The organism is Corallococcus aberystwythensis (genome assembly GCF_003612165.1).
Lineage (GTDB): Bacteria > Myxococcota > Myxococcia > Myxococcales > Myxococcaceae > Corallococcus > Corallococcus aberystwythensis.
Genome location: NZ_RAWK01000294.1, coordinates 1 through 11,804, shown reverse-complemented (window position 1 = coordinate 11,804; position 11,804 = coordinate 1). Strand labels below are relative to the sequence as shown.

Below are 11,804 nucleotides of genomic sequence, written 5' to 3'. Positions count from 1 at the left end.
GGAGTCAGGTGCGCTACTGGATAAAGGCTGGCGTCCTCACGCCCGAGCGCGACCTGCCCAGGGGCTTTCTCTGCTTCCGGCTGACACGCGCAGTCGAGCAGCGCATCCAGGCCGCTCTCGCCCGAGGCAGGAAACGACGCAGCCCTCAGCAACCTCACCGCAGTCACACCCATTTCCACTGATACAGGTGTCCTGATGCAGGCTCCGGCATGGCCCAGAGCATCAGGTACATCGTCACGGTGGCTGTCATCGTGGCCATGACGGCCTGGGGACTCGCCATTCCTTCCAGGGCCTCTGCCGTCTCATGCCAGACGGAGTCCATCGCGATGGCCATCGCCAGCGCATAGCGGCCGTCGCTTCCCAGCAGGGGGCCCTCGTCCAGCAGGCGCAGGCAGTCTCCGGCCTGCTTGCGCTTCTTGTCGCACCACTGCTTGTAGCCGCGTGTCAGGTCGTCCGACGCGTCAAGCAAGCGCAGGTCGCGTTTCTCTTCCTCACCCATCGGGACAATCTGCCGGGTGCGCTCCTGGAACCCGAAGAGGCCGCTGCGCTCCGGCAGGCCGAACAGCTCGCGCGCTTGCCGCAGCGGATGGGCGAAGGGCCTCACGTCCCGCGCGAGCGTCCTCACGGCCCCAGTGAACTCATCCTCGTCCAGCCGGGGCGCGTCTTCCCCCTCACGGGGCGTGACGACGACCCGCTCGCCGTCGTCCATCTCCAGCCGCACGACCCGCGTTGTCGCGCAGCCCGACAGGAACACCGCCAGCATGACCCAGCTCAGCCGCATCACCGGGGCTCGCCCAGCTCCCGCAGGAAGAACCGGCGCACGTCGTCCTGGTAGTACCGGCCTTCAGGTCCGTGTCCCTCTCCGGGCATGATCAACAGGTCGAAGTGCTTGTTCTCTCGCACCAGTGCCTGGGCCATCCGCATCGTCGTGGACAGGGATGCATTCACATCGCTGGTCCCGTGCATCATCTTGAGCGCCCCCTGGAGCCTGCCCGCCAACGCTTCGTTGGAGCCCGCCGCGTAGCCCTCGGGGTTCTCCGACAGCAGGCCCATGTTCGGCTCGTTGATGATGGCCTCTTCCGTCAGGGCGCCCGGTGCTCCCGCGTAGCCCGCCTTGAAGAACTCCGGCGCTGTCAGCATGCCCCTCAGCGCGAAGTAGCCTCCCCAGGAATGGCCGTGGATGCCCACCCGCTCCAGGTCCATGTAGGGCCGGCTGGCTCCCGCCTGCTTCAGCGCCGTGACGTGGTCCGGAATCTCCGTCTGGCCCACCCGGCCGTAGTTCACGTCCTGGAACGCCTTGCTCCTCCCTGGCGTGCCCCTCGCGTCCAGCACCATCACGATGAACCCGAGCTGTGCCAGCGAATGCGCGATGATGGACTCGTACGGACCCACGTAGCTCCAGGGCACCACCGTCGTGAACGGCCCCGCGTAGATCATGTCGATGACCGGGTAGCGCTTCTTCGGGTCGAAGTCCCACGGCTTGTACAGCGCGCCGTACAGGGGCGTGGTGCCATCCGCGGCCTTGACCGTGATGCCTTCCGGCGGCGTGTAGTGCAGCTCCGCCAGGGCGCTCGTGTCCGCCTTCGCGTAGCGGAAGGTCTCGCGTCCATCCGTGGACGCCACGTCCCAGACCCTCGGCTGTTCCCGCGTGGAATGCCCATCCACGAAATAGCGCGTGGACGGTGACAGCACGGGCCGGTGCATTCCGGGCTCCGGAGACAGCCGCTTCAGTGCACCGCCCGCGATTTGTGCCCGGTACACCAACCGGTCATAGGGCGCCCCCGGTTCGGCGGAGGCGAGGACGAAGAATGCGTCCGACTTCGGCGCGATGCCCACCACCGCGTGGACCGGAAACGCGCCCCGGGTGAGCTGGCGCACGAGCTTGCCGGAATAGTCATACAGGTAGACGTGACGCCAGCCATCGCGCTCGGACATCCAGAGGAAATGCTGGTTGTCCGGCAAGGGCTTCACCTGCTGGGACCACCCACCCACCGCGAAGTCCAGCGCCCCCACGAAGGTGTCCTTGCGCTCCTCCCTCAGCACGCGGCGGCGCTTGCCCGTCCCAGGCTCCACCGCCACCAGGTCCAATCGCTTTCCATCCCGTGACAGCTGGAGCACCAGCGCTTCACTGCCGTCCGGACGCCAGCCCGCGAACCAGTCGTAACGCTCCGTGGCGTCACCCGGCGCGGGCGTCACCTGCCCCGTCTCCACCGTGACGAAGTGCAGCTCCGAGCGCATCAGCGGCGTGCCCGTCTTGGAGTAGGGGACCCACGTCACCTTCTCCACCGGGGTGTCGTAATCAACCAGTGGAAGCCGGTGCATGCCCCGCATGTCGTCGTGCCAGACCGCCACGAACCGTCCCTGGGGAGACCACGCCGCCTCCGGCAACCGCCAGGGGACGTCCTCTGTGCCAGCGCGCTCCACGCGGGTCGCGCCCTTCGCGTCCACCACCGCGAACCCCGATTCCTGCTGCACCGCGACCGATCCGCCATCCGGCGACAGGACGTTGCCGGGCGCGAGTGACAGCGCCGCCGGATGCGTGGGCTCGAGCGCCACGAGCCGCTTGTCGGTGAGCCCCAGCGAGAAGCCCCGGCCCTTGAAGGAGAAGACCAGTGCCTTCGCATCCACGGTGAAGGGGAAGGCCATGGGCAGCGTCACCGGCTTGCCGAGCAGCTCCGCGAGCTGGGACCGCAACGCGGCCGCATCCAGCAGGGGCTGCTGCGTACGCCGCTGCGCATCCACCAGGACCCAGGTCTCCCCATGCGGCTCGACCCGGGACCAGTACACGAACCGTTCGCCGTCGGGCAGCCACCGGGGCGGCGTGAAGGTGTCCCGGATGCGGTCCGGCCACCGGAGCGACGCTTGCGAGAAGTCGAGCCGCGCCTGGAGCGTGTCCTTCGCCTCCGCGCCCACCGCCCTCCAGGGAAGGGCAAGCCCTGCAAGGAGAAGCGCGATACACGCACGCGACAGGAGTCCACCACGGTGGGGCAGGGACAACGGCATATGCACCTTCCAGGAACGCGTTGAAGGAAACGTCAAACCAGGCGTCGCGGTGCCGGGGCGCCAAGCAGCTCGGCCAATGTCCTCAAGCCCCGCTCCAGCTCCTCGCGGGAGCCGGCCGCTCCCAATGACACCCGCAGCGCATTGGGCGCCTGACCCGGCCGGGCCGCGAACAGGTGGGCTGGGCCCAGCAGCACGTCGCGCGCGGCGGCGGCCTCCACCAGCTCCGTGGCGCGGCGCTGCTCGGGGATGGGCATCCACAGGAAGTACGCGCTGGCGTGCGCGACGTAGGCGTGGCCCTTCAACACCTTCGCCGCCAGGGACTGCCGGGCCGTGGCTTCGGCGCGCCGTGCGTCGCGGAGGGACTCGGCCGTGCCGTCCGTCACCCACTGCGCGGCCAGCTCGTTCAGCAGGGGCGAGCCCGACCAGACCGTCGCCGCGGCGGCCTGCTCCAGCGTCTGCCGTGCAGGGGCCGGCGCCCGGATGTAGCCGACGCGCAGCGCGGGCAGCACCGCCTTGGACAGGCTCCCCAGGTGGTACGTCCGTTCGGGCGCCAGGGCGGCCAGGGGCGCGGGCGCCTTCGCCACGAGCGGCGCCAGCGCTCCGTTCTCGATGAGGGTGACGTTGAACTCGCGGCAGACCTCCACCAGCGCCTGCCGCCGCTTCAACGGCATGATGGCCGTGGTCGGGTTGTGGTTCGTGGGCGTGCAGTAGAGCACCCGCGCCTTGCTCCTCCGGCACGCCTCCGCCAGCGCTTCCGGCACCAGCCCCTCCGCGTCGACCGCCACCGGATGCGTGGGCAGCCGGAGCAGCTCCGCGGCGGCGAGGACTCCGGGATAGGTGACGTCCTCCACCAGCAGCCCCCCTGCGTCCGCCAGCAGGGCCAGCACCATCAAGGTCGCGTGCTGGGCCCCGCCGCTCACGAGCACCTCCTCGCGCCTGGCCGGGACCCCCGCGAGCCCCAGCCAGTGGACCCCCGCCTCCCGCTGCGCTTCCGTGCCCGCGTGCGCCTGATAGCCGCTGAGCGCGCCCAGGTCCGCGCGCCCGGCCAGCCGTCCCAGCGCGGCGGCGAAGGCGAGGTGCCCCAGGTCCCCGGGGACGATGGGCACCGCCGTGGGCCCCAGGTCGATGCGCGTCCGGTCGAGCTGCGGCGAGTAACGGTCCCCCTCCCGCAGGTTCTTCACGAACGTCCCGTTGCCCACCTGGCTCCAGATGAGTCCCCGCCGCTCCGCTTCCGCGTAGGCCCGGGTCACCGTCCCCAGTGATGCCCCCAGCGTGGCCGCGAGCTCCCGGTGCGTGGGCAGCCGGTCCCCCGCGCGCAGCCTCCCCGCGCAGATGTCCGCCGCGAGCGCGTCCACGAGCGCCCCGTACAGGGGGCCGGTGGAGCGCTTCAGACGCGGCTTCCAATTGGAATGGGACATGACCTGGATTGTATCATGACAATCCGGAGCCTGTATCAGGACCCCTGAAGCCCCGGGCTTTCACCTTGGAAGGGGAGCGTCAGTCCTCCGTCAGCAGGAGGCTCCAGAGCAGCACCTTCTTCTTGCCCGGAGGCCGGTGCAGGCAGCGGAGCGGACCGTCCTGGGACGCGACGAACACGATGGCGCCGGAGTGCTGGTTGGCGAAGACGGCCGCGGCGCGGTGGCGCGACCCGTGCTGGCTGATGGGGTAGTGCGGTCCGGGCCGCCCCTGGAGCGTGCGCGCCTCGAAGACCTGCGGCGGGCCGCTGCGGGGGATGGCGATCTGATACCCCGCGCAGAGCACCTCCAGCTCCGGCCCCAGCACCAGCGCGTTGTCCACCGCGGTGAACTGGCCAATGCTCTCCACCAGCGCCTGGAAGTCGCTCTCCGTCACCTTGTCGTCGTGCTCGGCGGCGGCCTTCTTCAGCTCGGGGTCCTCTTCCTCCTCCGCCGCCTTGCCGGCCTCCGCCTGCCACGCGCCGTTGATGAGGTCCGCCCGCGCCTGCACGAAGCGCTGCAGCCGCTGGCGGAGCAGCGAGCCCTGCTCCGGCGGCAGGACGTACTTGCCTCGCGAGCGGAAGCGCTCCACGTCGTGCTGCTTGGGCAGGAACGCGATGAGCCCTCCGTGGTGCAGCCCCGCCATCTTCCGGATGAGCCCCTGCACCGCGTTGGACACGTACCACTCGCGGTTGCCGCCCATCAGCGGCTGCACCTTGGGCAAGGACTCCACCAGCGTGGAGCACATCTCCATCAGCGCCGAGCGCACCGCGCTGTCCTCATGGAAGAGCAGGTCGTGCAACGCCACGCGCCGGCCCGGCGGCACCGGCGCGCCCTGCTCGTAGCGGAACACCTCGCGCCCCTGCGTGCTCACCACCAGGTGGCCTGGCTCCGGCGCGTGGATGATGAAGACGTCCTCTTCTCCCTCCGCGTGGAACTCCGTGTACTCCACCCGGCGCGCCAGTCCCTGGATGCGCAGCTTGCCCTCGCGCGGGCCCACCACCACCGCCGTGCGCGGCAGGTGCGCCGCGGGCGCCAGCTTCACCAGCGCCTCCACGCTGAAGTCCGTGATGCTCGAGCGGGGCTCCAGGGGCAGCGTCTCCCACGCCTGCCGCTTGCCCTTCTGACCGCCGATGTAGACCGTCTCGCGCACCGCCTGCAGGCCCTGCAACCCCTGCGCGTGGTAGGCGATGCGCACGCGCGTGGCCTGGCCCTCCTCCCGGCCCAGGCTCGCGAAGAACACCGTGTCCGCCAGGACGACCAGCAGCTTCAGCGTCGGCTCGGCCAGCGGCGTCTTCGCGAACTGGCGAAGCCAGCTGCGCAGGGCTTCTCCGGGATATTGCAGGCCGGGCTCATCCATCAGGGCGGGCAGCATAATCACGGCGCCCGGCTTCCCGGAGGAAGTCGCGCACGCGCCGCGATGCGGCGTCCGGTTCCCACCGTGCGCCCGGCCTGTAGCACCGCCGTCGCGGCAGTCGCCGCCACGAAGGGTTGTCCCGCGCCCGGAGGCGCTCCCAGGTTTTCCTCTTCCCCCGAGGAGACCGCCCCGATGCGCTCGCGATACCTCACCGCCTCCCTGCTCATCCTCACGCTGCTGCCGTCCGCCCACGCCGCCGCGCCCGCCTCCCGCACCGTTGTCTTCCAGGGGGGCAGGGTGCTGGACGGCACCGGGGGGGCGCCGCTGGAGGCGGCCGCGGTGGTGGTGCGCGACGGGCGCATCGTCTCCGTGGGGCCGGCCACCCAGGTCCAGGCCCCGAAGGGCGCGGAGGTCATCGACTTCAAGGGCCAGACGCTGCTGCCCGGCCTCATCTCCGACCACAGCCACGTGGGGCAGACGCTGGGCACGTCCGTGGGCTCCCAGAACTACACGCGCGAGAACGTCCAGCGGCAGCTGCGCCAGTTCGCCGCCTACGGCGTCACCCCCGTGACGGCGCTGGGGATGAACCGGCCGCTGTTCAACGCGCTCCGGAAGGAGGCCCACGCGGACAGGTTCACCGGCGCGGACCTCTTTGGCGAGGGGCAGGGCATTGGCGTGCCGGAAGGCGGGCCGCCCCATGCGATGACGCACAACGCACCCGACCAGGTCTTCCGTCCCGCCACGGCGGAGGAGGCCCGCGCCGCCGTGCGCACGCTGGCGAAGAGCCGCGTGGACCTGGTGAAGGTCTGGGTGGACAGCTTCCTGGGCAAGCTCCCGAAGATGCGGCCAGACATCGACGGGGCCGTCATCGACGAGTCCCACAAGCAGGGCCTGCGCGTCGCCGCCCACATCCACGGCCTGGAGGACGCGAAGGCCGTGGTGGCCGCGGGCGTGGACATCCTCGCCCACGGCGCGCGCGACCCGCGCGTGGACGCGGCCTTCATCCGGTCCATGAAGGAGCACGGCGTCTGGTACGTGCCCACGCTGGAGCTGGACGAAGCCACCGTCCTCTTCGCGGACATGAACTGATGGTGTTGGCGGGTCTCACCGCGGGACAGGCCGTGGCCGTCGCCACCGGAAACGCGGCGGACCTGCTGAAGCTCAAGGACCGGGGCCGCATCCAGCCCGGCCTGCGCGCCGACTTCTTCCTGGTGGAGGGTGACCTGTCCAGGAGCATCACCGCCGTGAAGCGCGTCACCGGCGTGTGGCGCCAGGGCCGGAAGGTGGCCGGAAAGCTCATGGACGCCCCTGCGCCCTGAGGCAGCCGCCTACTCTTCAATGGGCGGCTGGAGCGTGCCGAACCGCTCCAGCCCGTGGTCCAGCGCGGAGCGCACCGCGTGGAGCAGGGCCCCATCCGACATCCGCCGCACCAGGACGATGCCGGTCGCCACGTAGGACGGCGCGCCGCCCAGCCGCGCCTCCAGCGCCTCCAGGGTGAGCACGGTGAGGACGAAGCGGCGCCCGTCGCGCAGCCGCACCACCAGGTCCCGGGAGCCCTCGAAGTGAAGGGCCGGGGGCTCCGCGATGAGCAGGGAGGCGATCCGCTCATCCTCGGTGTCGATGGACCGCATGCCTGAGCGTTCGCGCGTCGAGCGTCGCATGGTGGGGACGATGGGGACCCCCACCCACGCCTACAACCCGTGCCCCTGGGAGGGCCGCGTCGCCCGACAGCCTCCGGCCCTGGAGGACGGGGTGGCGGGCAGGGGAGCGGCGACACGGGACAAGACGAACGCCCCGGCGCGGGTGTATGGCCCAGGCCTCCCATGCCCGCCGAGCCGTCCATCCTGTCCACCTGGGGCCTTCCCGGGATGTTCTTCGTCGCCATGCTGGCGGGCTCCGTGGTGCCGGTGCCCTCCGAGGCGATGCTCGCCGCGCTCATCTACAACGGCACGCCGCCGGTGATGGCCACCGTGGTCGCCACCGTGGGCAACGTGCTGGGCGCGGTGACGCTCTACATCCTGGGCCAGTGGGTGTCGCGCGGCGGGGGCGGGGCCGTGGGCCGCTGGGTGGCGCGCCGCCGGGAGAAGGAAGGCCCGCGCATGGCACGGGTCGAAGCGAACCTGCGCACCTGGGGTGCTCCCGCCCTGCTCATGTCGTGGCTGCCCATCCTGGGGGACGCGTTCGTGCTCGCGGGCGGCTTCGTGGGGGTTCGCCCGTTTCCCTTTGTTGTCTTCGTCACCCTGGGCAAGGGCCTGCGCTACGCCTTCGTCGCGCTGTCCACCACGGCCGCGATGTAACAATGCGTAACATTGCGCGTCCCCGCCGGGTGGGATGCGCCGCTCACGCAACGTTTCAAGGAATGTGACGGATAAACGGCGGTGGCGTCGTGTACGCGGAATACTGCGTGCGCGGCGCTGCCGTGACGTCCTTGAACCTCTACGGCTTCCGGGTCTTTCCGGAAGCAGGGTGAAACATCGTGAGCCTGAAACAAGACCTCTTCCGGCGGCCTGCTGCTTCCTGGCGTACGTGGTCCTTCACGCTGGTGTGCGCGGTGCTCGGCGCGTGCGGTGGTTCCGTGGAGGCGGACGCGGAGGCGACGCAGCCGGAGCTCGTGGCACGTGAGGATTCGCTGGCCAACGTGCGGCTTCGCCTGATGGCGGCGAACCTGAGCAGCGGCACGGGGCAGGACTACGACCCGGGCCACGGCATCCGCATCTTCCAGGGCACCGACGCGGACGTCGTGATGATCCAGGAGTTCAACTACAGGACGGACTCCGCGGCGGACCTCCGCTCCTTCGTGGACACCGCCTTCGGCACGGGCTTCGCGTACTACCGCGAGGCCGGCGCGCAGATTCCCAACGGCATCATCAGCCGCTACCCCATCATCGCCGCCGGCGAGTGGGACGACACGCAGGTGTCCAACCGCGACTTCGCGTGGGCGCGCATCGACATCCCGGGCTCCAAGGACCTGTGGGCCATCAGCGTGCACCTGCTGACGACCAGCTCCGGCAGCCGCAACACGGAGGCGTCCAACCTGGTGAAGTTCATCAACGCCAACGTGCCCGCCAGCGACTACCTGGTGATTGGCGGCGACTTCAACACCAACAGCCGCAGCGAGGCGGCCTTCAGCACCTTCTCCAGCGTGGTGTCCACGGCGTCGCCGTACCCGGCGGACCGCAATGGCAACACCAACACCAACGCGGGCCGCAACTCGCCGTACGACCACGTGCTGGTGGACAGCGACCTGCGCGCCTACCAGACGTCGGTCGTGATGGGCTCCAGCACCTTCGCCAACGGCCTGGTGGTGGACACGCGCGTGTACTCGCCCATCTCCGACATCTCCCCGGCGGTGTCGGGCGACAGCGGCGCGTCCGGCATGCAGCACATGGGCATCATCAAGGACTTCCTCATCCCCGGGGACGGCACCACGTCCTCGTCCTTGACGGTGCTGTCGCCCAATGGCGGTGAGAGCTGGGCGGCCGGCTCGGCGCAGACCATCACCTGGACGGCGTCCGGCGTCACCAGCGTGAAGGTGGAGTACTCGCTGAACGGCTCCACCTGGACGACGCTGACCTCCAGCACGGGCGCGTCCGGAGGCAGCGTGGCGTGGACGGTGCCCGCCAGCGCCAGCACCAACGCATGGGTGCGGGTGAGCGACGCGAGCAACTCCTCCCTCAGCGACCTGTCCAACGCGGCCTTCGCCATCACCACGGGCGGCACCGGAGGTACGGGCAACGTGTTCATCAACGAGGTGCTCATCAACGAGCCGGGCTCCGACGTGAACGGCGAGTTCGTGGAGCTGGTCAACAGCGGCACGGCGGCGGTGGACCTGAGCGGCTGGACGGTGTCGGACAGCACGAACGTGCGTCACACCTTCGCCAGCGGCACCACGGTGGCGGCGGGCAAGGCGGTGGTGGTGTTCGGCGGCGCGTCCGGCATCCCCTCCGGCACGGCGGGCGCGGTGGCCGCGTCCACGGGCACGCTGGGACTGGGCAACAGCGGGGACACCGTCACGGTGAAGAACAGCGCCGGCACCATCGTGAGCACGGCGACGTTCGCCGCGGCGCTCGCGGGCACGGACGGCGTGTCCGCCAACCGCAGCCCGGATGTGTCCTCCACGGCCGGGTTCGTGCTGCACACGGGCGTGTCCAGCCTGGGCAGCTCGCCCGGGAAGCGCGCCAGCGGCGCCGCGTTCTAGTGATGAACACCGTGCCTCCGGACCGAGCGGGTCCGGAGGCGCGACCTGGGAGAGTGTGCGCCCGTCCGTCCCGCTTCCGGACGCGAGGAGCCCGCCCTGCATGTTGAAGGTCCACCACCTCTCCGAATCCCGCTCGCAGCGCATCCTCTGGCTCCTGGAGGAGCTGGGGCTCGACTACGAGGTCGTCCGCTACGAGCGTGACCCGAAGTCGGGCTTCGCCCCGCCGGAGCTCAAGGCCATCCACCCGCTGGGCAAGTCGCCGCTGGTGGAGGACGGGGGCCGGGTGCTGGCGGAGTCCGGCGCCATCATCGAATCGCTGATCCGCAGGTACGGCCAGGGCCGGCTTTCGCCCGCGCCGGAGGACCAGGACGCGTACACGCACTTCCTCCACTACGCGGAGGGCTCCGCGATGCTGCCCATCGTGCAGCTGCTCTACGTGAAGCGGCTGGGGGAGGCCGCGGCGCCCATCAAGCCGCGCATCGACTCCGAGCTGAAGAACCACCTGGGCTACTTGGAGGGCGTGCTCCAGGGCCGCGAGTACCTGGTGGGCCACGCGCTGACGGGCGCGGACATCCAGCTGAGCTTCGTGCTGGAGGCCGCGAAGTCCTTCCGGCTGCTCGGGGACCTGCCGAACCTCACGGCCTACCTCGACCGGCTCCACGCGCGCCCCGCGTACCAGCGGGCCCTGGAGCGCGGCGGGCCGTACAAGATGGGCCGCTGAGAAGACGGCGGGCCGCCCCGGTGAAGGGGGGAACGGCCCGGCTCCTGTCAGAAGTTCGTGAACACATCCGGCGCGGAAGCACTGCGCGGGCGGATGCGCCCGCGGTCCATCGGGCGCAGACGCTCCCCTTCGATGGAGGTCATGCGGAGCTTCCTGGGCGACAGCGGACACGAAAGGCTATCGCCGCTCACGAAGCAGGTGGCTCTGGGGAATGCGCCATGGAGGCGTCAGAGGCGCACAGCCCATCGGCCTGGTGGTGGGAGTGAGCTTGGGAATCGACGGGTGGCGGCTCAGGCTGGAGGCCCTCCTCCGGAGACAACGGTCCCCAATCTGTCCGACAGTCGGACAGGTCTCCCAAGGCCGCGTCCAGCACATCCTCGTCAGCGCTCTTGCCTGGAGTGTCGCTGGGAGGGAGTTCCCGGGCGGCTGGTGCGAGGGCGCCGAGGCCATGCTCCGCAGCGCGGAGGCGTGCATCAAACGCCTCGTCCTGCCCGGTGGCTGACGTGGGATTGCCGAGTTCGCGTGTCTCAACGCAGTGGCGTGCCTCCAGCGCGTCGTCCTGCTCGGTAACTGACGCGGGGGCACCGAGGCTGTGCTCCTCAATGCAGGAGCGTGCCTCGGGTGCATCGTCCTGTGAGGTGGCTGCCGCAGGGGCATCGACGCTGCCCTCCTGAGCGCGGTGGACCTCGGGGGCCGCCTGCTCCCGAGCGACAGGAGCGAGTTGGTCGAGCACAAGCTCGTCGTACGTCTTCATCAGCGCCGGCAGTTGCTGCTGAAGCGCCTGCACGTCGCGCGCATACAGCGCATCCAACGCGCAGATGACCCACTGGCGCATCACATCGCCGCCCATGAAGGGCAGCAGCCGGTCCGCGATGCCCCGGAAGGCCCGCTGGAGTGACTGGATGAGGAGCACGTGCCCGGGCCGTGAAGCCACCTGGGCACAGAGCCGCAGCAACTCGAATTCCAGCTGCGCGCAGCGCTCCTTGGGGTGGTACCAGCGCGCCGCGTCCTGGAGCGCGTAGCAGGTGCTCTCCAGCGGCCCCAGGGCCACGGCGGAGGCATTCGCGCAGC

10 protein-coding genes and 2 pseudogenes are annotated in these 11,804 nt (G+C 70.3%); 6 read left to right on the top strand and 6 right to left on the bottom strand.

The features are described 5' to 3' along the window. The coding region (locus D7W81_RS43105; RefSeq protein WP_208721577.1) for a hypothetical protein at positions 1–182 on the top strand (182 nt) is incomplete at its 5' end. An 11-nt stretch (positions 183–193) separates the two neighbouring features. On the opposite strand, the pseudogene sitA5 reads toward D7W81_RS43105, so the two are convergent. The 4 genes and pseudogenes from sitA5 to D7W81_RS34635 form a co-directional block, all read right to left on the bottom strand. Continuing rightward, positions 194–784, bottom strand: a pseudogene (gene sitA5 / locus D7W81_RS34650) (SitA5 family polymorphic toxin); the annotation flags it as partial. Beyond that, positions 781–2,913 (bottom strand): S9 family peptidase, encoded by a 2,133-nt coding sequence (locus D7W81_RS34645; RefSeq protein WP_306440933.1) that lies wholly within the window; start codon positions 2,911–2,913, stop codon positions 781–783. The gene D7W81_RS34645 and the pseudogene sitA5, both read right to left, overlap by 4 nt. 122 nt (positions 2,914–3,035) lie before the next feature. Further along, on the bottom strand, positions 3,036–4,421 hold the full coding sequence (locus D7W81_RS34640; protein WP_120559666.1) for an aminotransferase-like domain-containing protein: 1,386 nt from the start codon (positions 4,419–4,421) through the stop codon (positions 3,036–3,038). 79 nt (positions 4,422–4,500) lie between these two features. Next, a complete protein-coding gene (locus tag D7W81_RS34635; RefSeq protein WP_120559665.1) occupies positions 4,501–5,832 on the bottom strand; it encodes a putative sensor domain DACNV-containing protein in 1,332 nt (443 codons plus the stop codon). Between the two features lie 174 nt (positions 5,833–6,006). Here D7W81_RS34635 and D7W81_RS34630 point away from each other — a divergent pair, with 174 nt between their 5' ends. Continuing rightward, the gene (locus D7W81_RS34630) at positions 6,007–6,903 is read left to right on the top strand and encodes an amidohydrolase family protein (protein WP_244227625.1); all 897 of its coding nucleotides are present in this window, start codon (positions 6,007–6,009) and stop codon (positions 6,901–6,903) included. A gap of 5 nt (positions 6,904–6,908) precedes the next feature. After that, positions 6,909–7,133, top strand: coding sequence for an amidohydrolase family protein (locus D7W81_RS43830; protein ID WP_244227623.1), 225 nt, complete (start codon positions 6,909–6,911; stop codon positions 7,131–7,133). Between the two features lie 9 nt (positions 7,134–7,142). Here the strand turns inward: D7W81_RS43830 and D7W81_RS34625 are convergent, their stop codons facing one another. Next, a complete protein-coding gene (locus tag D7W81_RS34625; RefSeq protein WP_120559664.1) occupies positions 7,143–7,445 on the bottom strand; it encodes a hypothetical protein in 303 nt (100 codons plus the stop codon). Between the two features lie 192 nt (positions 7,446–7,637). On the opposite strand from D7W81_RS34625, the gene D7W81_RS34620 reads away from it, so the two are divergent. From D7W81_RS34620 to D7W81_RS34610, 3 genes are all read left to right on the top strand, one after another. Then, positions 7,638–8,111, top strand: coding sequence for a YqaA family protein (locus D7W81_RS34620; protein ID WP_120559663.1), 474 nt, complete (start codon positions 7,638–7,640; stop codon positions 8,109–8,111). Between the two features lie 185 nt (positions 8,112–8,296). Beyond that, positions 8,297–10,012: a lamin tail domain-containing protein gene (locus D7W81_RS34615; RefSeq protein WP_438503392.1), complete on the top strand. Its 1,716-nt coding sequence runs from the start codon at positions 8,297–8,299 to the stop codon at positions 10,010–10,012. Positions 10,013–10,112: 100 nt separating this feature from the next. Next, a complete protein-coding gene (locus D7W81_RS34610; protein WP_120559661.1) occupies positions 10,113–10,733 on the top strand; it encodes a glutathione S-transferase family protein in 621 nt (206 codons plus the stop codon). A gap of 187 nt (positions 10,734–10,920) precedes the next feature. Here the strand turns inward: D7W81_RS34610 and D7W81_RS42600 are convergent. Beyond that, positions 10,921–11,804, bottom strand: a pseudogene (locus D7W81_RS42600) (FadR/GntR family transcriptional regulator); the annotation flags it as partial.

Coding starts and splice junctions, on each gene's coding strand:
- D7W81_RS34630 (WP_244227625.1), top strand. CDS start 6,007: ATGCGCTCGCGATACCTCACCGCCTCCCTGCTCATCCTCACGCTGCTG.
- D7W81_RS34640 (WP_120559666.1), bottom strand. CDS start 4,421: ATGTCCCATTCCAATTGGAAGCCGCGTCTGAAGCGCTCCACCGGCCCC.
- D7W81_RS34610 (WP_120559661.1), top strand. CDS start 10,113: ATGTTGAAGGTCCACCACCTCTCCGAATCCCGCTCGCAGCGCATCCTC.
- D7W81_RS34635 (WP_120559665.1), bottom strand. CDS start 5,832: ATGCTGCCCGCCCTGATGGATGAGCCCGGCCTGCAATATCCCGGAGAA.
- D7W81_RS34620 (WP_120559663.1), top strand. CDS start 7,638: ATGCCCGCCGAGCCGTCCATCCTGTCCACCTGGGGCCTTCCCGGGATG.
- D7W81_RS34625 (WP_120559664.1), bottom strand. CDS start 7,445: ATGCGGTCCATCGACACCGAGGATGAGCGGATCGCCTCCCTGCTCATC.